The organism is Burkholderia stabilis, assembly GCF_001742165.1.
GTDB lineage: Bacteria > Pseudomonadota > Gammaproteobacteria > Burkholderiales > Burkholderiaceae > Burkholderia > Burkholderia stabilis.
In genome coordinates, this window is the sequence record NZ_CP016444.1 from 783209 (window position 1) to 804106 (window position 20898).

Annotated in this window: 20 protein-coding genes and 1 pseudogene; 11 read left to right on the forward strand and 10 right to left on the reverse strand. The window is 65.8% G+C overall.

The window, feature by feature from the left end:
• Positions 1 to 150 precede the first annotated feature (150 nt).
• Positions 151 to 720: a YdeI/OmpD-associated family protein gene (locus tag BBJ41_RS35965; RefSeq protein ID WP_069751482.1), complete on the reverse strand. Its 570-nt coding sequence runs from the start codon at positions 718 to 720 to the stop codon at positions 151 to 153.
• Positions 721 to 954: 234 nt separating this feature from the next.
• Between BBJ41_RS35965 and BBJ41_RS41790 the strand changes: the two genes are divergently transcribed.
• Together BBJ41_RS41790 and BBJ41_RS41795 are read left to right on the forward strand one after the other, a co-directional pair.
• Positions 955 to 1956 (forward strand): hypothetical protein, encoded by a 1002-nt coding sequence (locus BBJ41_RS41790; RefSeq protein ID WP_236872162.1) that lies wholly within the window; start codon positions 955 to 957, stop codon positions 1954 to 1956.
• Between the two features lie 250 nt (positions 1957 to 2206).
• Positions 2207 to 2965 carry a hypothetical protein gene (locus tag BBJ41_RS41795; protein WP_236872163.1) on the forward strand — a complete coding sequence of 253 codons (759 nt, stop codon included), beginning with the start codon at positions 2207 to 2209 and terminating at the stop codon, positions 2963 to 2965.
• A gap of 114 nt (positions 2966 to 3079) precedes the next feature.
• Here BBJ41_RS41795 and BBJ41_RS35980 read toward each other — a convergent pair whose 3' ends face one another.
• Positions 3080 to 3985 carry a LysR family transcriptional regulator gene (locus tag BBJ41_RS35980; RefSeq protein WP_069751052.1) on the reverse strand — a complete coding sequence of 302 codons (906 nt, stop codon included), beginning with the start codon at positions 3983 to 3985 and terminating at the stop codon, positions 3080 to 3082.
• 117 nt (positions 3986 to 4102) lie between these two features.
• On the opposite strand from BBJ41_RS35980, the gene BBJ41_RS35985 reads away from it, so the two are divergent.
• The 3 genes and pseudogenes from BBJ41_RS35985 (at position 4103) to BBJ41_RS35995 (ending at position 6205) form a co-directional block, all read left to right on the forward strand.
• Entirely contained in the window at positions 4103 to 4693 is a 591-nt protein-coding gene (locus BBJ41_RS35985; protein WP_069751053.1) for a flavodoxin family protein, read from the forward strand.
• Between the two features lie 71 nt (positions 4694 to 4764).
• The gene (locus tag BBJ41_RS35990; protein WP_069751054.1) at positions 4765 to 5820 is read left to right on the forward strand and encodes an aldo/keto reductase; all 1056 of its coding nucleotides are present in this window, start codon (positions 4765 to 4767) and stop codon (positions 5818 to 5820) included.
• Positions 5821 to 5915: 95 nt separating this feature from the next.
• Positions 5916 to 6205: pseudogene (locus BBJ41_RS35995) on the forward strand (DUF1330 domain-containing protein).
• Between the two features lie 147 nt (positions 6206 to 6352).
• Here the strand turns inward: BBJ41_RS35995 and BBJ41_RS36000 are convergent.
• The gene (locus BBJ41_RS36000) at positions 6353 to 7375 is read right to left on the reverse strand and encodes an NADPH:quinone reductase (protein WP_069751055.1); all 1023 of its coding nucleotides are present in this window, start codon (positions 7373 to 7375) and stop codon (positions 6353 to 6355) included.
• 143 nt (positions 7376 to 7518) lie between these two features.
• On the opposite strand from BBJ41_RS36000, the gene BBJ41_RS36005 reads away from it, so the two are divergent.
• Positions 7519 to 7860 (forward strand): winged helix-turn-helix transcriptional regulator, encoded by a 342-nt coding sequence (locus BBJ41_RS36005; RefSeq protein ID WP_083282127.1) that lies wholly within the window; start codon positions 7519 to 7521, stop codon positions 7858 to 7860.
• Positions 7861 to 7970: 110 nt separating this feature from the next.
• Here BBJ41_RS36005 and BBJ41_RS36010 read toward each other — a convergent pair whose 3' ends face one another.
• Entirely contained in the window at positions 7971 to 8864 is an 894-nt protein-coding gene (locus tag BBJ41_RS36010; RefSeq protein ID WP_069751056.1) for a LysR family transcriptional regulator, read from the reverse strand.
• Positions 8865 to 8980: 116 nt separating this feature from the next.
• Between BBJ41_RS36010 and leuC the strand changes: the two genes are divergently transcribed.
• The 3 genes from leuC to BBJ41_RS36025 all read left to right on the forward strand — a co-directional run bounded on the left by leuC (position 8981) and on the right by BBJ41_RS36025 (position 12456).
• Complete coding sequence (gene leuC, locus BBJ41_RS36015) at positions 8981 to 10393, forward strand: 3-isopropylmalate dehydratase large subunit (protein WP_069751057.1); 1413 nt, start codon at positions 8981 to 8983, stop codon at positions 10391 to 10393.
• Positions 10386 to 11024: a 3-isopropylmalate dehydratase small subunit gene (gene leuD / locus BBJ41_RS36020; protein WP_069751058.1), complete on the forward strand. Its 639-nt coding sequence runs from the start codon at positions 10386 to 10388 to the stop codon at positions 11022 to 11024. The genes leuC and leuD overlap by 8 nt, the downstream gene beginning before the upstream one ends.
• Before the next feature lie 109 nt (positions 11025 to 11133).
• Complete coding sequence (locus BBJ41_RS36025; protein WP_069751059.1) at positions 11134 to 12456, forward strand: 2-hydroxycarboxylate transporter family protein; 1323 nt, start codon at positions 11134 to 11136, stop codon at positions 12454 to 12456.
• Between the two features lie 21 nt (positions 12457 to 12477).
• Here the strand turns inward: BBJ41_RS36025 and BBJ41_RS36030 are convergent, their stop codons facing one another.
• Complete coding sequence (locus BBJ41_RS36030; protein ID WP_069751060.1) at positions 12478 to 14028, reverse strand: FAD-dependent monooxygenase; 1551 nt, start codon at positions 14026 to 14028, stop codon at positions 12478 to 12480.
• Positions 14029 to 14093: 65 nt separating this feature from the next.
• On the opposite strand from BBJ41_RS36030, the gene BBJ41_RS36035 reads away from it, so the two are divergent.
• Complete coding sequence (locus BBJ41_RS36035; protein WP_069751061.1) at positions 14094 to 14705, forward strand: TetR/AcrR family transcriptional regulator C-terminal domain-containing protein; 612 nt, start codon at positions 14094 to 14096, stop codon at positions 14703 to 14705.
• A gap of 30 nt (positions 14706 to 14735) precedes the next feature.
• Here the strand turns inward: BBJ41_RS36035 and BBJ41_RS36040 are convergent, their stop codons facing one another.
• The 5 genes from BBJ41_RS36040 to fdhD all read right to left on the reverse strand — a co-directional run bounded on the left by BBJ41_RS36040 (position 14736) and on the right by fdhD (position 19075).
• Positions 14736 to 14993: a MoaD/ThiS family protein gene (locus BBJ41_RS36040; protein ID WP_069751062.1), complete on the reverse strand. Its 258-nt coding sequence runs from the start codon at positions 14991 to 14993 to the stop codon at positions 14736 to 14738.
• A gap of 54 nt (positions 14994 to 15047) precedes the next feature.
• On the reverse strand, positions 15048 to 15620 hold the full coding sequence (locus BBJ41_RS36045; RefSeq protein WP_069751063.1) for a molybdenum cofactor biosynthesis protein MoaE: 573 nt from the start codon (positions 15618 to 15620) through the stop codon (positions 15048 to 15050).
• Positions 15621 to 15667: 47 nt separating this feature from the next.
• On the reverse strand, positions 15668 to 16792 hold the full coding sequence (gene moaA / locus BBJ41_RS36050; RefSeq protein WP_069751064.1) for a GTP 3',8-cyclase MoaA: 1125 nt from the start codon (positions 16790 to 16792) through the stop codon (positions 15668 to 15670).
• 199 nt (positions 16793 to 16991) lie between these two features.
• Positions 16992 to 18206 carry a molybdopterin molybdotransferase MoeA gene (locus tag BBJ41_RS36055; protein ID WP_069751065.1) on the reverse strand — a complete coding sequence of 405 codons (1215 nt, stop codon included), beginning with the start codon at positions 18204 to 18206 and terminating at the stop codon, positions 16992 to 16994.
• Positions 18203 to 19075 carry a formate dehydrogenase accessory sulfurtransferase FdhD gene (gene fdhD / locus BBJ41_RS36060; RefSeq protein WP_069751066.1) on the reverse strand — a complete coding sequence of 291 codons (873 nt, stop codon included), beginning with the start codon at positions 19073 to 19075 and terminating at the stop codon, positions 18203 to 18205. The genes BBJ41_RS36055 and fdhD overlap by 4 nt, the downstream gene beginning before the upstream one ends.
• Before the next feature lie 422 nt (positions 19076 to 19497).
• Between fdhD and BBJ41_RS36065 the strand changes: the two genes are divergently transcribed.
• Positions 19498 to 20898 carry a cytochrome ubiquinol oxidase subunit I gene (locus tag BBJ41_RS36065; RefSeq protein ID WP_069751067.1) on the forward strand — a complete coding sequence of 467 codons (1401 nt, stop codon included), beginning with the start codon at positions 19498 to 19500 and terminating at the stop codon, positions 20896 to 20898.

A 20898-nucleotide genomic window follows, 5' to 3' on the forward strand; every position in this document is an offset into this window, starting at 1 on the left:
CCTCGGGCCGGCTTTGTTTTTGGGTTTTCAGGGGCAGGGGAGGCCCGAGACCGTTTGTTCGCGTCCGGCCAGTTACAGTCCTGCCGCACAGAAGCGGTCATGGCGGGTCATATGCGCCGTTTGGCCACGTCTGCGTCAGCAGCCCATGCTCTACGGATGGAAGGTTTCGCCGCGGTTCAGCATGTCGACGAATTCCTTGATTTTACGCGCCCTCGTTTCCGGCTTTTTGGCATTCTGTACCCGGTACAGGATGGCATAGCGGTTGCGGCTGTTCAGTGTCGCAAAGAACTTCCTGGCTCGCGGATTGGCGTCCAGAGCCGCTTGCAGGTCGTCCGGCACTGTCGAATTGCTGGCCGACGTGTAAGCCGCCGCCCAGCGGCCATCCTTTTTGGCCTTCTCGATTTCGCCCATGCCGGGCGGGCGCATTCTGCCTGCGGCGATCAGCGCTTCAGCCCTGTCCGTGTTGAGTTTGGACCAGATGCTTTTGGCCGAGCGTGGCGTGAAGCGTTGTAACCAGTATTGCTCGCTCTCGGCCTTTTTTTGACCATCGATCCAGCCATGGCAGAGGGCGCTTTCCAGGGCCTGTACGTAGGTTATGGTTCGCTGTTCGGTGCCTTTTTTCGCCAGTCGCAGCCATGCTTCGGTCGAGGTGTTGCCGTTTTGCTCCAACCAGTTTTCCCATTCGGCCTGACTGGTCAAGGTGAGAGCGCATTCGGTCATGTCGCTATCCTGAATGGTCGAGTACATGTGCGGGGAAGGCGTCGGCAGTCTAACAGCGTTCATACGGGCATCCACGTCCGTGCTGCGACCGTCGTCGGTCGATCCGTCGATTCGACAGGGTCCGATCTATCGTCGACAATCTGTACGAGGTTGAGCCGCAATCTTCTTACCCGCGTATTGCTGGAACGTTCCGCCGTTTGCCGAAATCGTCGAACCCGTTCATCGGAAACCGCCATGCAGCGTCCGAAAACTTCTTTCATTCTGTCGGCTGTCGATCCGGATCTACTGTACCCGTGGCTCGAGGTGCGTTTCGAAACCGACGACCTCGATACGCTGCGCCATATCCTCGAACTCGATGCGGCCAGGGACGCGGATTTCGAACGCGTGTATCTCCTGACACCGGCAGAGGTTGCCGTCGTGTGTCATGCCTTCGGGATCGGGTTCGAACACGGTTCGCGTGAAGCCTTTCTCTTCAAACATGTCGATACCGGGGTTCGCATCCCGTACCTTGTTCATACCGGCTACGAGCTGGCTTTGATGGTGCAGGGACGGAAGCCTTTCGGGTTCATCGACTTCGACAGCGACAGTCCGCGTTCAGTCAAACTGAAGGAGAAATTCGACGCATATGTCGCTCAGGGCGTCCTGCATTCGCAGGAATTCATCTTCGATGCCGCCGCGCGCCCGGGCCGTCGTATCGGGCAAATCCTCTATACGCGCAAAGGCGAGGAATGGCGCCTCCCTGCGCTGGAATTCATCCGGCAGAACATCAACCGGCACGGTGACGGCTGCGAGAACATGGAGCGCCTGGAAGGCGCGTTGCTCGGTTACGAGAAATGGCAGAACGATTGGTGGATCGACCACCTCGCGCAAAGCGGTATCAGCCTGTACGGCGCATCCAGTATCGTCAAGGTGGACAGGACGCAATACGACTGGCTCGTTCATGCGGGGTTCCGGGCGCTTCCTCCTGTCGATGCGCCGACATTCACGCTCCATTCGTCGCAGTGGTTCGATGAGGAAGCGATGCAGGCGGCCATGCGGGACGACCCGACGATCGAAGCGTTCGTTCAGTTCAACGTCGGGCTGGTTCACATCATGCACGCGGCCGATTTTCGGACCGGGGGGCCTTACGAGATCCCGGCGTCGCTGATTCCGACGATCAACCGCCATCTCTTGCGCGCGGTGCGGGTCTTGATTCAACGAGGCGACGGCTCGGCACCTGTTGCTCGACAAGGATGAGTCAAGCCGCGCCAGTGTGCCGACGCATCGTCACGATCGACATGGAAGCGACTGTTGAGGCAATGCATCGGGATGCGGCAGGGTTTCCGGGCTTGGTGTTGTAAGGCGAGTCGCAGGTACCGCAACATTACTGGCGTTCCGTGTTCAGGTTGATGTTTGTATCGTCCTCGTCGCTTCCTGGTTCTTCTACCCGGAAGCGTGCAGAAAAATAGATTGCAGATCCCAACCGCTGCTGAAGGGAGGCAACCCGATGAAACTTCAAGCGGGCTACAAACGAACGTTTCAGTACGTGCAAAACAACGCGCATGGCCTCACGTACGACGTTGGATTTCACGTGTATCAGCGGAACGACGGGACATTCATACTCGGCTACGAAGTCGTACAAGCGGCGACCCATTGTCGATTCGGAAGCGGGGCCAGCAGGCTGGACTTCGAGGGAACACACGAAGAAGCGTACGTCTACGCGCGCGCGTGGCTGGAACAGATGATCGATAACCGGCCGGACGTGCACGGTGCGGCCCGGGGCAGCGTCATGCGAACGGGCGAACGTGCCGGCTATCGGATTGTCGAATGGGCTGACGGCACGGACGGGGATCTCGAGAACCTGGTTCTGCGTTGTCCCGAACTCGTGGTCGGGCGGCATGTTGCAATCGCGAGCTGTGACAGCGGCCCGTATACGCCGACCGTTGAGGAGCTTGCGGCGGGTTGGTCACGAATCGGCAATCTCGCGGTCAGCCCGTTGGTCGAGACGACATCGCAACTTCCCATGCCCGGTTTTGACGAGTGGTATGTGTACGACAGGCCTGACAGCTTCGAGCCCCACGCAAACTTCGTGAATCGCCTGGGCTTCAGTCCGCTCAACGTCGACGATGCGTACACGGATGCGTTCTGGCGGCAGGTCGTCAAGCTGGCGCCGCTGCACGTGCTCGGGGCGGGCACACCCGGTTTGTTCCTGGTTACGCGCGACCCTGCGCTTTTCCAGGCCGCGCTTCAAGATGTCCGGCCCTGATGGCGACGCCTGCCAAGGCTCGGCCATGGTTACGCTGCCTTTGGCCGTGCCGGGGTTGGGGGAACAAGCAACCATTCATGCGCGAGGGCCGCGTGCGGTAACGGGTCCAGGGGGTTAATCAAAATAAGGCTCCAATACCCCCTCGATCCAGTCCATGAAAGCCCGGACCCGTGGTGACAGATTTCGCCGATGGGCGACGACGAGCGATGCGGTGAGCGGCTCGGGACGCAGGTCGGGCAGCACCTCCACGAGCGCACCGCTTGCGACGTGATGCGCGAGCGTCGGATATCCCGCCTGGATCAACCCGAGGCCCGCAAGCCCGGCGGCATGATAGGTCTGCACACTGTTGACTTGTATCGCGCTTGGCAACGGCAGCGATGCATAACCGTCGCCGTCCGGATATTCCCATCCGGCATGCCTGGCGCCGAGTGTCAGCGAGTAGTGGACCATCCGGTGTCCTTGCGTGCGCAGATCGTCGAGCGTGCGCGGTATGCCGTGCCGCGCCAGGTAGCTCGGGCTCGCCGCATTGGTCATGCGCAGTTTTCCGAGCGGCCGGGCGATCAGCGTCTCGTCGACGATCGGCCCCAGCCGGATCACGCAATCGAATCCTTCCTGGACGAGATCGACGCGCCGATCGTTGCTGGACAGTTCCAGCTCCAGCTCGGGATACGCGGCCATCAGTTGCGGCAGGGCGGGAATCACGACGCTTCGCGCCAGTTCGGTCGGCATGTCGACGCGCAACCTTCCCCGCAGCGGTGTGCCGTTACCCGAGAACATCGATTGCAATTCCTGCACTTCGGCGAGCAGGTCGCGTGCGCGCGAATAAAAGGCGCGTCCGTCTTCGGTCAGCTGCACACGCCTCGTGGTCCGGTGCAGGAGCGCAACCCCCACGTCCCGCTCAAGTTCACGGATCACCATTGACACACGTCCCTTCTGAATGCCGAGGCTTTCGGCCGCGCGGGTGAAGCTCGTCATTTCGGCGACACGGGCAAAGATCAAAAGTGCGTCAAGGTTTTGCATTGTTCACCCAGGGAGTAACAGAACGTTCAATTTGTCATCGTTTATAACCCAGTTGTGGGTCGGTAGAGTGGCTTCCCATGTCGTCCGCAGCGGACGACCTGAACGAAAGGGCCACCCATGACACTGCACACCTCTCCGATCAACACGGTCGTCGTCTACCACTCCGGCCATGGGCATACCGCGCGTATGGCAAGCGCCGTCGCCGAAGGCGCCGACGCCGTACTCGTCGCAATCGACGCCGACGGAAACATTGCAGCGGATGCCTGGGATACGCTCGCCGGCGCGGATGCGATCCTGCTCGGCTCGCCGACCTACATGGGCGGCCCGAGCTGGCAGTTCAAGAAGTTTGCCGACGCTTCGTCGAAGGCCTGGTTCGAAGGCGGATGGCGGAACAAGATCTTTGGCGGCTTCACCAACAGCGCAAGTATCAACGGCGACAAGCTCAACACGCTCGAATACTTCTTCCTGCTCGCCGGCCAGCACGGCGGCATCTGGGTCAGCATGGACATCAAGCCGGCGAACGTGAAAGCCTCGGTGCGCGACGACCTGAATCGCATGGGCTCCTATATCGCGCCGATGGCGCAAACGCCGGCCGATGCGTCGCCGGAAGAAATGTCGCCAGGGGACCTCGAAACGGCACGCCGCTACGGCGCGCGTGTCGCGATGATCGCGGGGCAGTTTCGATCGGGAAAATCTCGAAGCAGCTGAAATGCTGACGCGCGGGACGCCACGAACCGGGCACGACCGCATTCATCCGGTCAATTCAGAAGGGAACTGCCATGAAATACAAGCAACTTGGCCGCACCGGCCTGTACGTCTCCGAGTTGTGCCTCGGCACGATGACGCTGGGCGGCAATGCCGACGCCGGCATGTGGAAGGCGATCGGCGCGGTCGGTCAGGACGAGGCGAACCAGCTGATCGCCCGCGCGCTTGCCGACGGAATCAATTTCATCGATACCGCCGACGTTTACTCCTTTGGCCAGTCTGAACGGCTCGTCGGGCAGGCGCTCAGAGACATCGGCGTACCGCGCAGCGAGATCGTGCTGGCGACCAAGACGGCCGGTGCGATGGGCCCGAACCCCAACGACCAGGGTGCGTCGCGCGGCCACATCATGGATTCGGTGCAGAGAAGCCTGGAACGGCTCCAGGTCGACCATATCGACCTGTACCAGATTCACGCCAGCGATCCTGTCACGCCGATCGAAGAGACGCTGCGCGCCCTCGACGATCTCACGCGGCAGGGGCTGGTCCGTCACGTCGGCGTTTCGAATTGGCGCGCTGGCAAGATCGGCAAGGCGCTCGGGCTGAGTGCGGCGCTTCACGCGACGCGCTTCGAGACGCTCCAGGCCTACTATTCGATCGCCGGACGCGACGTCGAGCGCGAACTGGTGCCGCTCGTTGTCGAGGAGCAGATGGGGCTGCTCGTCTGGTCGCCGCTCGCCGGCGGATTGCTGTCGGGGAAGTTTGGTCCCGGTACGTCGACCGACGACGGTTCGCGGCGCAGCCATTTCGATTTTCCGCCGGTCGATCTCGATCGAGCCTGGCCGTGCGTTGCAGAGATGCGCACGATCGCCGATGCGCACGATGTGTCGGTTGCCCGGATCGCGCTCGCGTGGTTACTCGCCAAGCCGCACGTCACGAGCGTCATCGTCGGCGCCAAACGGGTCGAACAGCTCGAAGACAATCTCGGCGCGGTCGATGTCGTCCTGACCGAGAACGAGCTTGCGCGTCTGGATGCCGTGAGTGCTTTGCTCGCTAGCTACCCAGGCTGGATGATCGCGCGTCAGGAGGCTGGCAGGCGCCCGCAACCTTTCCGGCGCGTCGCGTCGGAATAGAACCGGCTACCGCACGTCGATCCTGCCGAAGAGGGTCGTTGAAAATCACCGCCCCGCGTTGCATTGCGTGTGCCCGCTACGAAAGAGAGATCGATATGCCAAAAGGTTATCTGGTCGCACATGTCAGCGTTTCCGACCCCATCGCCTATGCCGCCTATGCAAAAGCCGCGGGTGATGCAATCCAGGCTTTCGGCCCCAGGGTCATGGCGGCCTGGGGCAGTATGAGAACCTCGAAGGCGAGGCCCATGAGCGGCATGTGGTCCTCGAGTTTGATTCGTTCGCCGAGGCCAGGAGGTTCTATGGGAGCCCCGAATACCAGACGGCCAAGGCGCTCCGCGCCGGGGCGGCGACCGGGACCTTCGTCATTCTCGAGGGCGCGTCATGACGCCGACCGCGGCGCGCTCGAACGCGTGACCCGTCGCTTCGATCTCGCGCCGGGCGTTTTCACGCATCGCGGTCGTCCTTGGTCGGCGGCGACGCAGTTTGCGAAAGCGGGCATCCGGGTTGGTCGATACATGCTTGCGGTGCTCGACTACTCGGTCGAACGTTCCGGCCCATGCGGCCGGGCGAGCGACGGTTTGACGATGATCTTGCCGATAACCTGGCCAGTTTCCTGAGCCTGATGGGCTTCAACGATGGCGTCGAGCGCGACTTGCATGCCGATGGTCGGGACATAGGCGCCGTCCTCGAGACATTGGCCAATCGCTGAAACGGCTGCGGATTTTGCGGCCGCCGGGACGGTGTAGATATAGACGAACCGGAATGTGCAGCCTGCGATCATGGCCTCGAGCAGGGGAAGCGACACGTGATCCGCAGCGGTTCCGACGGCATAGGAACTGATGATGCCGCCGTTAGCCAGGCAACGCATATCGATTTCGAGGTTGTCCTGCAGGCTGACGTCCACGATACGATCGACTCCCCGCTGCTGCGTTGCCGACATCACGATCGCCGCCACATCCTGCAACCGTCGATTGATCACGAGGTCGGCGCCCGCGCGCCGCGCCGCGTCTGCCTGCCCGGGCGTTGAAACGGTCGTCGCGACCCACGCGCCGGCCCATTTGGCCAGCAGGATGGCTGCGGTTCCGACTGCGCCCGCGCCCCCCTGGACGAGTATCGCGCGACCCTTGATGTCGCCGTCCGCGAAGAGGCTGCGATGCGCCGTCAGTGCCGGAATGCCCAGGCAGGCGCCGACCTCGAACGAAACGTTGTCGGGCAGCAGAACGGCCTGTGCTTCCGGCACGACGGCATATTCCGCAGCCGTGCCGAAGGGGCGGCGATACTGCGCTTCGAACAGCCATACCCGTTCGCCGATTCGTGCGGGCGCAACGCCGGCGCCGACCGCGTCAATCACGCCGGCGCCGTCTTGATGCGGAATGACCATGGGGAATGCGGAGGGGCCGGAGAAGCCGGTACGCGCCTTGATATCGCTGGGATTCAGGCCGGACGCGTGAATTCGCACCCGGACTTCACCGGGGCCCGGTTGCGGAACCGGAAAATCGCCGAGCTTCAACACTTCCGCAGCGCTGCCCTGGCGTTCGTAATATGCGGCCTTCATCGATTGGATCCCTTGAGCAAGTCGGGTCGTCGGGTATCGACGACCGGTGCAGCCGAGTCGGGACTATCGAGGGTCGACCGTTTTTGCACAAGAAGGCACGTCTTTGATATATAGGGATAAAAAGTATCCTATTGGGAGTCGGCATGACATCTTCGGTGAGTACCTATCCGTGCTCGGTCGCCGCGACGGTCGACGTCGCGGGTGGAAAATGGAAACCCCTGGTCGTCCACTATCTGATGAGCGGCACCAAACGGTTCGGCGAATTGCGCCGCTTGATCGGAACGGTGACACAGCGTTCGTTGACGCTGCAGCTTCGCGAACTGGAGTCGGACGGCATCGTGACCCGCACGGTTTTCGCCGAGGTTCCGCCCCGTGTCGAATACTCGTTGACCGAATTCGGAAGAACGCTCGCCCCGGTGCTCGAGGCGATGAAGCAATGGGGCGACGCCTACATCGCGCGGCGCGAGCAATCCGCGTGTCGCTGACCGCGACCATGGACGTCCCGTCGTGGCGCACGCGGCTGTCCGTCAAGCGGCGTTAGCCGGCAGATATTTCCGGAAATCCGCGACGCGCCTGGTTTTTCCTCGCGGCCACATCAACCGCACCGCTCGAGATACTCGCAAAGAAAATCGATGAACACGCGCACCTTCGCCGACAGGTTCAACCGCTCCGGATAGACCGCGTAGATGTCCGACGGCGGCAACGACCAGTCCGCGAGCACTCTCGTCAGCGCGCCGGAATCGATGAACGGCTGCGCGTCCCACTCGGAGCGGACGAGCACGCCATGCCCGTCGATCGCCCAGCGCAGCGTCGCTTCGCCGTCGTTGCTGCTCATCACGCCATGCACCTTGACGAGTTCATGGCGCTTGCCCTTCGTGAAGTGCCACGTGCCGTACGCGGTGTCGTTCTCGCGCAGCACGATGCAGCGGTGGCTGCGCAGGTCGCCGGGCGCCTGGGGCACGCCGTGCGCTTTCAGATAAGCCGGCGCTGCGCAAACGAAGCGTCGGTTCGACGCCAGCTTGCGGCCCACCACGCGCTGATCGGGCAACTCGCCGAACCGGATGCCCACGTCGTATGCGAGTTCGGCCAGGCTCATCGGACGGTCGGTGAGTTCGAGCTGGATCTCGACCTCCGGGTGGCGATCGCGAAACGCGGACAGCGCCGGCACGATGTGGCGGCGCCCGAAGCCGAAGGTCGCGTTGACCTTCAGCAGGCCCTGCGGCTGGTTGCGGCTGCTCGACACCGTCCGTTCGAGTTCGTGCACCTGCTCCAGCAGCTTCGAACCGGTCGCGAGATACACCTCGCCCTCGTTGGTCATCGCCAGCCGCCGCGTGGTGCGGTTCAGCAGCTTCACGCCGAGGCGCCGCTCGATCTGGTTGAGCCGCGCGCTGACGGCGGGCGGCGTCACGCCGAGATCGCGCGCCAGCGCCGACAGGCTGCCGTGCGTCACGAGCCGCGCGAAGAATTCCAGGTCTGCGATCGGGTCCATCTTAAAGTTTTATTTAATAATGGGTTAAGCCAGCACGCATTTTAAGGCGTCACCCTCCAAATTACACTTGCCGAAACGTCCGGACCAGGGCGTTTCGCAAGAAAACCGGAGGAACGATGGGACAGACGCTTTACCGGAAGATCGTGGAGAGCCACACGGTTTTTCGCGTCGACGAGCAGCATGTCGTGCTCTACGCCGACCTGCACATCATGAACGAGTACACGAGCCCGCAGGCGTTCGCGGGGCTCGCGGAGAAGAACCTGCCGGTGCGCTGCCCGGAAAAGCAGATGGGCATCGTCGATCACGTGATCCCGACGCATCCCGTTCCGGTCGGCAAGCGCACGATCGTCATCGATGCGGCGGCCAGCCAGGCGGCGAACTTCACGCGCAATTGCCGCCAGCACGGCATTCACCTGTTCGACGTGCAGGATGCCGGGCAGGGCATCGAGCACGTCGTCGCGCCGGAGATCGGGCTGATCCGGCCCGGCATGGTCGTGCTGTGCGGCGACAGCCACACGACGACCTACGGCGCGCTGGGCGCGCTCGGTTTCGGGATCGGCACGTCGGAAGTCGAGCATGTGCTCGCGACGCAAACGCTGGTGTATCGCGTCGCGCGCGACATGCGCATCCGCGTCGACGGTACGCTGCCCGCCGGCACGACATCGAAGGATCTCGTCCTTTACATCATCTCGAAGATCGGCGCGCAGGGCGCGCGCGGCTTCGTCGTCGAATACGACGGGCCGGCGATCGATGCGCTGAGCGCCGAAGCGCGTATGACCCTGTGCAACATGACCGTGGAAGCCGGCGCGCGCGGCGCGCTGATCGCGCCCGACGACACGACGGTCGCATACGTGCGCGACCGCATCCGGGGCTTGCCCGCCGACACGATTGCCGAAGCAGCCGCGCAGTGGACGCAGCTGAAATCCGACGACGATGCGCGCTTCGACGTCACGCATCGCTTCGATGCCGCGGACGTCGCGCCATTCGTGACCTGGGGCACGAGCCCCGATCAGGCGATCGCGATCGATGCGCGCATTCCGGCGCTGTCGGCCGAGCCGCTCGAACGCGACAACGCGCGCAAGGCGCTCGACTACATGGGGCTCGACGCGGGGCAGGCGATCGATGGCCTCGCCGTCGACCACGTGTTCATCGGCTCGTGCACGAATGCGCGCATCGAGGACCTGCGCGCAGTGGCGAACATCGTGCGCGGCCGCACGGTCGCGCGCTCGGTGCGCGCGATGGTCGTGCCGGGGTCGGTCGCGGTGCGCGAGCAGGCCGAGCGCGAAGGCATCGCGCGCACGCTGATCGACGCGGGCTTCGAATGGCGTCAGCCCGGCTGCTCGATGTGTCTCGCGATGAACGACGACATCCTCGCGCCGGGCCAGCGCTGCGCATCGACGACGAACCGCAATTTCGAGGGCCGCCAGGGCCGCGGCGCCCGCACCCACCTGATGAGTCCGGCGATGGCCGCCGCCGCCGCGCTGGCCGGCCGCATCGTCGACGTACGCAAGGAGAACGATCATGTCTGAGCACGCCTGCGTGACCGGCATCGCCGCGCCGCTGCCGCTGAACAATCTCGATACCGACCAGATCATGCCGAAGCAGTTCCTGTTCGGCATCGACAAGTCGGGGCTCGCACGCGGCGTGCTGTACGACCTCCGCCACGACGGCTCGGGCGCGCCGCGCCCGGATTTCGTGCTGAATCGCCGCGAGTATCAGGGGGCGCGCATTCTCGTCGCCGGCGCGAATTTCGGATGCGGGTCCAGTCGCGAGCACGCGGTGTGGGGCCTGCAGCAGGCGGGCTTCGACGCGGTGATCGCGCCGAGCTTCGGCGAGATCTTCTATTTCAATGCACTGAACAACCGGCTGTTGCTCGTGATGCTCGACCCCGCCGTCGTATCGACGCTCGTCGAACGGGCCGGCGATCCGGCCACGAGCACGCTGACGATCGACGTGCTGCGCCAGGTCGTCAGGACCACGGACGGACACGAATATCCGTTCGACTTGCCGGCGCGGCAGAAGCACATGTTCGTCGAAGGGCTGGACATGATCGGCATGACGCTCGCCGACAGCGATGCGATCGCCGCATTCGAGGCGCGCCACGAAGCCGAGTATCCGTGGATGAAGATCGATCTGCCGAAGCAGCAGCGCGCAGCGTGACAGCGGCGCATTGATGGCTGCAATACAGCGCCGGACGCGCGCCACGCGCCGCGCGGTTGCGTCCGGCCCTGCCGAAGTGCGAACGACACACAAAAAATGGAGACATGAAATGGAAGCTTCCCCCGTGCAGACGAGCCTGCCGCCGTCCTCGCGCCTGTCGTCGCTGGTCAACCTGAAGATCGGCGGGATGCCGCTGCCGATGTTCGTGGCGATCGCGATCGTCACGGCGGTGGCGGCGCTCACGAAACGCTTGCCGAACGACATGATCGGCGGCTTCGCGGTACTGATGCTGTCCGGGCTGCTGCTCGGCGAGATCGGCCGGCGAATTCCGGTGTTCAGGCATATCGGCGGCCCCGCGATCCTGTGCCTGTTCGTGCCGTCGGCGCTGCTCGGCTACGGGCTGATGGACGACACGACGCTCAAGGCGATCACGGTGACGATGAAGACGGCCAATCTTCAGTATCTCTACATTGCGTGCCTCGTCGCCGGGAGCGTGCTCGGGATGAACCGGACGATCCTGATCCAGGGCTTTCTCAAGATGTTCGCGCCGCTGCTGGTCGGCACCGTGGCCGCGATCGCAGCCGGTATCGCCGTCGGCTTCGCGTTCGGCTACGACCCGAAGCACACGTTCTTCTACATCGTGATGCCGATCCTCGGCGGCGGCATCGGCGAAGGCATCCTGCCGCTGTCGATCGGCTATTCGGAGATCACGGGTGCGGCGCAAGGGCATCTGATCGCGATGATGGTGCCGGCCGCGCTGATCGGCAACGTCGTCGCGATTCTCGCGAGCGGCGTGCTGAAGCGCTTCGGCGAGAAGCATCGCGCGTACAGCGGCAACGGCATGCTGGTGAAGACCGGCGAGGATCAGGCACTGCTCGACGCGCAAAAGGCCGAGGCCGAACTGGATCTGCGGCTGATGGGGTTCGGCCTGCTGCTCGCGTGCACGCTGTTCATCCTCGGCGGGTTGCTGGCGCCGCTCACGGGCATCCCCGGCCCGGTGCTGATGATCGTCGCCGCGGCGCTGCTGAAGGTGTGCCGCGCCATTCCGGAATCGATGGAGATCGGCGCGTACCAGATGTACAAGTTCATGTCGACGAACCTGACGTTCGCGATCCTCGTCGGGCTTGGCACGCTGTTCGTGTCATGGGACAAGCTCGTCGGCGCGTTCTCGCCCGGGTACTTCGTGATCTGCGCGTCGATCGTGATCGCGATGGTCGTGTCGGGCTTTTTCGTCGGCGCCGCGCTGAAGATGTATCCGGTGGAGTCCGCGATCATCACGGCATGCCACAGCGGGCTCGGCGGCACCGGCGACGTGGCGATCCTGTCGTCGTCGAATCGGATGGGGCTGATGCCGTTCGCGCAGATCTCGACGCGTATCGGCGGCGCCGCGATGGTCGTGTTCGCCACGATCGCGATGAAGTGGCTGCATTGAAGCCCGTGGCCGCGTGATCCGTCAATCGCGCGGCGGTTCATCGGAGCGGCGCAATACGAACCCGTCGGGGCGGATCAGCACGTGGCCGTCGTCGGGCAGTGCGGTCAGCGCGTGCCAGCCGGCCGTTGCGTCGACGAAGTCGAAGTCCTTGCCGGCGGCCAGCACGGCCGGCGTGGCGCGGTTCAGGCTCGAACGGCTCGACGATGCGACCGGCGCGGTCGGGCCGGCGAGCAGCACGTAGCCGTCGCCGAACAGGTCGAGCGTCGATATCTGCCGGCCATCGCGCCGGATCCACGCATGCGGGAAACGCGTGCCGGTTTGCGCGCGCAACTGCGCAACGGAATCGGGCGGCGTGTCGCAGGCCGGCTCGCGGGCATCGGGGTAGCGGTGACGCAGCAGCACGTCGCCGGTGTCGAGCAGCCCGGCGAAGAACGGGCGGTTGGCATCGGTCTCGATGCCGAAGCGCGCGTCGAAGTCGGTGCGCAGCAGCGCTTGCTGCCCGTTGCGCGCGGCGAGGGGCCGCCGCTCGATCTCGTAGCTGTCGAGCAGCGCCGGATCCGCATCGCCGCGCAGCGTCGCGGCGATCTTCCATGCAAGATTGTGCGCGTCCGCGATGCCGGTGGTCGCGTTGAATCCGCCCCACGGCGGCATCACGTGCGCGGCGTCGCCGCACAGGAACGCGCGGCCCGACCGGTAGCGCGCCGCCACGCGCACGCCCGTATTCCACGTGCCGTGGCTTTGAATCCGGATGCCGATGTCGTCGAGCCCGATCGCGGCGCGCACGAGCCCGGGCAGCGCATCGTCGGCCGGCGGACCTTGCGCCGGATCGTACTCGAGATGGAAGGACCACTTGTCCGCGTTGTCCATCGCGAGGAACAGGCCGCGTACGGTCTCGTTCGCGATCTCGCACTGGCTGAACGTGCGGCCCTGCACGGTCGGGCCGAGATCGGCATGGAAGAAGATGTTGACGAAGTACTGCGGTGCCGGCGTATCGGCCGTGCCGATGCCGAGTTGCCTGCGTACGAAGCTGCCGCCGCCGTCGGCGCCGACGAGCCACGCGGCCTCGATCGCCGTTTCCTGCCCGCCGGGGCCGCGCACGGTGGCGGTGACGGCATCATCCGCCGCGGCGAACGACACGAGTTCATGGCCGAAGCGGACGTCGCCGCCGCGTGCTTCGACGTGCCGGCGCAGCACGGGCTCGATCAGCGTTTGCGGGCAGGCGGCGAAGCTCGACGGCGACGGCGCGATCGCCGCCATCTTCGACCGCATGGCAGCGATGTCGACGACCGGCTGTGCGTCGACCAGCGTGCGGCCGCGCCGCGCGCCGCCGAATGCACCCTGTCGCCACGCGCCGGCCGCCGCATCCTTGACCGCGTCCTCCACGCCGGCCTGACGGAACAGCTCCATCGTCCGGAGGTGCAGGCCGCGTGCGCGCGGCAGCGGCGACACCCCCGCGCTTTTCTCGACGAGGACGAACGGGACATCGAGGCGCTGCAGGAACAACGCGGCGGACAGGCCGACGAGCCCGCCGCCCGCGATCAGGACCGGCGTGGTGGTGACAGGGGTAGGCATCGGGCACACCTTCGCGTAAAATTTATCACTGTTAAGTTTATCTATCACTGATAGTGAAATCAAGCATGGCGAAGATACGACGTGATGAAATCGTGGATGCGGCGCTCGAACTGCTCGACGAACAGGGGCTCGACGCGCTGACGACGCGGCGGCTCGCGCAGCGCCTCGGCGTCGAGTCGGCGGCGCTGTACTGGCATTACCGCGACAAGTCGGTGCTGCTGGCGGAGATGGCGGCCGTTGCGCTGGCGCGGCACCACACGCTCGACGTGCCGGCCGATATCGCGGAGTGGGACGCCTGGTTTGCGGACAACGCGCGCAGCTTCCGTCGCGCATTGCTCGCGTATCGGGACGGTGCGCGCCTGCATGCGGGCTCGACGCCCGACCCGGATGCGATCGAGCGGATCAAGCCGAAAATCGCGTACCTGGTGCGGGCGGGCCTGACGGAGCAGGAGGCCGGGATGGCGATGCTGGCCGCCGGCCAGTTCACGATCGGCTGCGTGCTGGAGCAGCAGGCAGCGCAGGGCGGAGATGCGGACGAAGCGGCGCGCTCGCGCGACGCCGACGACGGGCGGACGATGCGCGCGACGACGCTGGCGCCGATCGATCCGGGCGTGGCGTTCGAATTCGGGCTCGGCCTGATCGTCGACGGCTTGCGGCGGCGGGTGGGGCGCGCGTAGCCGGGTGCACGCGGCTACGCGCGTGCTGCGTTACCCGCCGGTCACCGGTGGGAAAAACGCGACTTCGCTGTCCTCCCGCACGACGAAGCCGCCCGTCACCATCTCGAGATTGACGGCCGCCCGCACGGGGCGGTCCATCCGCAGCGCTTCCGCGCTGCGCGCGTCGCGCGCGGACAGCGTGGCGCGCAGCGCGTCGATGGTGAGTTCGCGCGCGTCGATCTCGACGACTTCTTCGTCGAGATCGAGCTGTTCGCGAATGCTTGCAAAGTATTTGATCGTCAGTTTCATCGCGATGTCTTGAACGGAATCGGCGGAATCGGAATCGGAGAACGCGACGCGCGGTCAGCCCCAGCGCCGCATCGCCTGGTCGTCGTGCGCTTTCGCCTCGACCCAGCCGGATGCGCCGTCGTGCCGGATCTCCTTCTTCCAGAACGGCGCATGGGTCTTCAGGAAGTCCATCAGGAATTCGCACGCGTCGAACGCGGACGCGCGATGCGCGGCGGCCACCACCACCAGCACGACCGCCTGGCCGAGCGGAATGCGCCCGACGCGGTGCACGATCTTGACTGCTTCGAGCCGCCAGCGTGCGCTGGCTTCCTCGACGATGCTCCACAGTGCCTGTTCGGTCATCGTCGGGTAGTGCTCGACTTCGAGCGCGACCACGTCGTCGGTGTCGCCTTCCTTGCGCACGACGCCGAGGAAATTCACGACCGCGCCGACATTCGGATTGCGAACGATCGGCGCGAGCTCCGCGCCCGCGTCGATCGGCGCGTACTGCACGCGCACTTCGAAACCGGCGGCGATCGACGGCGGCGGCTCGGTATGCGGGTCGGCCGGATCGGCGGGATGGCCGTGGCTGCCGGCGTGCGTCGGGTCGTCCGGCAGCCCGGCGCGGGATTCGGTGAAAGTCGTCATGACGGTTCTCCTGTAGGCGGTGCGTCGTACGGCGCGCGGGCGGCCCGTCAGCCGCCGACGAGCGACATGCGCACGGTCGGATAGGTCTTGCCCGGCGCACGGGCCGGCCGCGCGGCCCGGCGCTCGGAATAGCGGTCGTCGCGCTGCGTCCAGCGATCGCGCACGGCGGCTGCGAGCGCGTCGACCGGGGCCGCCTCGTCGAGCCACGGCCGCAGGTCGGTGCCTTGCGTGGCAAACAGGCATGTATAAAGCTTTCCGTCGGCCGACACGCGGGCGCGCGAGCACGTGCCGCAGAACGGATGCGATACGCTCGCGATGAAGCCGACTTCGCCCGCGCCGTCGATGTGCGTGCAACGGATCGCGGTCGCGTCGTGCCCGGGTTCGCCGACGAGCACGAGCGGATAGTGCGCGTCGATCAGCTCGCGCATCCGCGCGGCCGGCACGACCTTGTCGCCGGACCAGAAGCTCGCACCGCCGACGTCCATGTATTCGATGAAGCGCACGGCCACGCCCGTATGGCGGAAGTGGCGCACGAGCGGCAGGATCTGGTCGTCGTTCGCACCGCGTTCGATCACCGCGTTGACCTTGACGGGTGCGAGCCCGGCCGCCTGCGCGGCCTCGATGCCGGCCAGCACGCGCGACACGGGCACGTCGGCGTCGCTCATCCGGCGGAACACGGCGTCGTCGAGCGCATCGAGGCTCACGGTCACGCGCGACAGGCCCGCGTCGCGCAGCGTGCGTGCCTTCGCGGCGAGCAGCGAGCCGTTGGTCGTCAGCGCGATTTCGACGGGCTTGCCGTCGACGGTCGTCAGTGCGGCAAGCCGCTCGATCAGCGTTTCGAGGTTGCGGCGCAGCAGCGGCTCGCCGCCCGTGATGCGGATTTTTTCGACGCCGAGCGACACGAACGCGCGCGCGATTTTCTCGAGTTGCGCGAATGACAGCCGCTCGGACGACGGCATGAACGCATAACCGGCGCCGAAGCTTTCACGCGGCATGCAGTAGCCGCAGCGGAAATTGCACTGGTCGATGACGGACAGGCGCAGGTCGCGCAGCGGGCGGCCGAGCGTGTCGGACGTGCGGGGAAAGGCGCCGGGCGATACGCCGCCCGATGAAGCGGCGGCGGCCGGCGCGGCGGAGACGATGGCATTCACGATCGGGTCGTCGGCCTGCATGAAGTAAGCGGGTGGGCGTCGCCGGCCGGCCGTGCGTGTGCCGACGTGTCGGCGCACGGGTCGTGACGAGCCTCATCGTGAGCATAGTCGGCCGGACTTCTCCGGCAGAGGCACAATCGCGCACGAATGACAGGAATACAGTTCGCCGTGCGGCATGCGCGGCGCACGCGTGGAATCGGGCGAGTGTCGGGCGTCTCGATCATGCGAGCCATTGCGCGAATTCGTAATACGGCACCGTGTCGCCGCGCGCGATGCGCCGCCCGGCCGGCAGCCGCGCGAGCCCGCTCGCCTGCACGAGCGACTGCAGCGTGCCGGCGCCTTGCTGCCGCAGCGTGTCGAGCACGGGGGCGCCGCCCGGGCCGATGGCGCAGCGCACGCGCACGAAGCGTTCGCGCTGTGCATCCGGCTCGAAGTCCGTGTCGATCGGCAGCGACGGCACGGCGGGCAGGCGCGCGTCGCGCCCTTGCAGGCAACGGATCAGCGGCGCGACGAACAGCGCGAACGCCGTCATGGCCGCGCCCGGGTTGCCGGGCAGCAGCACGACCGGCCGCGCGTCGAGCCGCGCGAGCGCGACGGGCTTGCCGGGTTTCATGCGCACGCCCGCGACGACGAACGACGCGCCGAGCGCATCCAGCGCAGGGCGCAGCAGATCCTTGTCGCCGACCGACGCGCCGCCGACGCAGATCACCAGGTCGCAGCCCGCGTGCAACGCGCGCAGTGCGCGATCGACGGCGGGCGCCGTGTCGGCCGCATGCATGCTCATCGCGACGCTGGCGCCGGTTCCCGATACCAGCGCGGCGAGCATCGGCGCGTTGCTGTTGTAGATCTGCTGCGGTGCACGCGGCTGGCCGCACGCGACGAGCTCGTCGCCGGTCGTCAGGATGCCGACGCGCAGCGCGGGGCGCACGTCGATGCGCGCGAAGCCTTGCGCGGCGGCCACGCCGATGTGCATCGCGCCCATACGCACACCCGCCGGCACCAGCAGGTCGCCCGCCCGCACTTCCTCGCCGCGGCGACGGATGTGCGACCCGTTGCGCTGCGGTGCATCGAACGTGACCCAGCCATCCTGTTCGCGCGCGTGCTCCTGCATCACGACGGTGTCGGCGCCGGGCGGAATCAGGCTGCCGGTGAAGATGCGCGCGGCCGTGCGCGCGGCCAGCGGCGCCGGCATGTCGCCCGCGTAGCAGCGCTGCGCGACGCGCAGCGGCTCGCCGTGAGCGAGATCCGCGTGACGCACGGCGTAGCCGTCCATCGCGCTCTGGTCGGCCGGCGGCTGGTCGAGCACGGCGGCCAGCGGCGCGGCCAGCACATGGCCGGCCGCATCCGCGACCGGCAGGGAGGCGGACGCGTCGGGCGGCGCGAACGCGCCGGCGAAATGCTGCTGTGCCGTATCGAAATCGATCAGTGGTTTCATGAAGAGAGGGCCGGATGCGCTGGCGCGAGCGCCGGTTGGTCGGGATGCCCGGCATCGGGCGACACGTATTCGACGAAGCCGTCGTTGCGGCAGAAGCCGAGCAGCCGCACGCCGGCTTCGCGGGCGACGTCGATCGCGAGCGACGTCGGCGCGGAGATCGTCGCGATCATCGGGATGCCGACCCGCGCGGCCTTGCGCACCAGTTCGTAGCTCGCGCGGCTCGACAGGAACACGAAACCCGCTTGAAGGTCGGCGCGGCGCCGCGCGAGCCGGCCGATCAGCTTGTCGAGCGCGTTGTGGCGGCCGACGTCCTCGAACACGTCGAGCACGGCGCCGTCGCGGTCGCACCACGCGGCCGCGTGGATGCCGCCGGTTTCGCGCATCAGCGTCTGGTGGGCCGGCAAGGCGCGCGCGGCGCGTGCGATGGCCTCGGCGCCGATGCCGGCAGCCGCGCCGGCCGCGGCGATGCGCGCCGGGTGCAGGTCGAGCTGCGCAATGCTTTCGATGCCGCAGATGCCGCAGCCCGTGCGGCCGGCCAGCGCGCGCCGGTGCGCCTTCAGCGCCATGAAAGCCTGTTGCGACACCGTGAGCCGCACTTCGGCGCTGCCGGGCCGGCATTCGCTTTCGATGTCGAAGACGTCGGACGCGCGCTCGACGATGCCTTCGCTCAGCGCGAAGCCGAGGCCGAATGCGTCGAGGTCGATCGGCGTCGCCATCATGACCGTGTGCGAGATGCCGTTGAACACGAGTGCAACCGGCGTTTCGTCGACGACGCGATCGACGGTGCCGCGCGCTTCGCCGGCACGATGACGCGTCACGTGACACGCGGTGCTGCCGGTCGGATCGTCGCGGCGGGTGCAGGACTCCATGCGTTTTTCTCCAGGCGGATCGGCCGGGGTGCCGGCCGGGCTCGGCGCGTGCGCCGAACGACGGAAACGGGGGCCGCCGGGCCGGCGCCGAAGGGCGCGCCGTTGCCTCGGGCAGGCGTTGCATCACATGTTAAGTGGGGTGAACAGTGCGCCGGATGCACAGCGCTGCAATGCGGAAAGCAGTACAGCTGACCATCCCGCGGGCACGAAATGTGTTTTCCGTACACACATCTTTGGCGACGGAACCAGCACAGTTTCCGCGCGCGTTCGAGTGATTGCGAGTATCGTGGCAAACGCGATATCGTCATTCACGCTTCGATGCCATGCGAGTGACCGTTTGTGTTCGCATGTGTTGTCGGCAAGCCGTCGCGCGATTTCCTGCTTCGGGCGGACGTTCTCACAACCACGAGCAAATTACGGTCATGGAAATCTTCGATGCGTTCCATCTCGCACGATTGCAATTCGCGTTCACGGTGTCGTTCCACATCGTGTTTCCCGCGATCAGCATTGGCATGGCGAGCTTCCTGGCGGTGCTGGAGTGGCGTTATCTCGTCACCGGCGACGCCGCCTACAAATCCATGTTCCAGTTCTGGTCGAAGATCTTCGCGATCGGCTTCGGGATGGGCGTGGTCTCCGGCGTCGTGATGGCGTACGAGTTCGGCACGAACTGGGCCGGCTTCTCGCGCGTCGCCGGCAACATCACGGGCCCGCTGCTTACGTATGAAGTGTTGACGGCGTTCTTCCTCGAAGCCGGCTTCCTCGGCGTGATGCTGTTCGGCTGGCAGCGCGTGAGCCCGCGCGCGCACTTCTTCGCGACGCTGATGGTCGCGGTCGGCACGCTGATCTCGACGTTCTGGATCCTCGCGTCGAACAGCTTCATGCAGACGCCGCAGGGCTACAAGATCGAGAACGGCCTCGTCGTGCCGGTCGACTGGTTCAAGATCGTCTTCAACCCGTCGTTCCCGTTTCGTCTGGCGCACATGACGATCGCGGCGTTCATCGTCGCGGGCTTCATCGTCGCCGCGTGCGGCGCGTGGCACCTGCTGAAGGGGCGCCGCGACGAGCCGGTGAAGCGCAGCTTCTCGATGGCACTGTGGATGCTGCTGGTGCTCGCGCCGATCCAGATCGTCGTCGGCGACGCGCACGGGCTGAACACGCGCGAATACCAGCCGGCGAAGATCGCCGCGATCGAAGGGCTGTGGGAAACCGAGAAGGGCGGCACCGCGCTGAACCTGTTCGGGCTGCCCGACATGCAGGCCGAAACCACGCGCTATGCGATCCAGGTGCCGCACCTCGGCAGCCTGATCCTCGCGCACAGCTGGGACGGCGAGATTCGCGGGCTGAAGGAATTCCCGCCGCAGGATCGCCCGTATTCGCCGATCATCTTCTGGACCTTCCGGATCATGGCCGGCCTCGGGATGCTGATGCTGCTCACCGCGCTGCTCGGGCTGCTGCTGAGAAAGGGCGGGCGCCTCTATGAAACGCGCTGGTTCCAGTGGTTCGTGGTCTGCATGGGGCCGTCCGGCATCGTCGCGCTGCTGGCCGGCTGGATCACGACCGAGGTCGGGCGGCAGCCGTGGACCGTCTACGGCGTGCTGCGCACCATCGATTCGGTTGCGCCGTTGAGCGCGCAACAGGTCGGCGTGTCGCTGCTGATCTTCGTGGTCGTCTATTTCCTGGTATTCGGGACGGGTATCTACTACATGATGAAACTGATGAAGCGCGGGCCGGCTGCCCAGGCCGGGTACATCGAGCTGCACCGGCATCCGGGGCTGCGCAAGAGCGCGCTGTCCACGCCGCTGAACGTCACCGAAGCGGAGTAA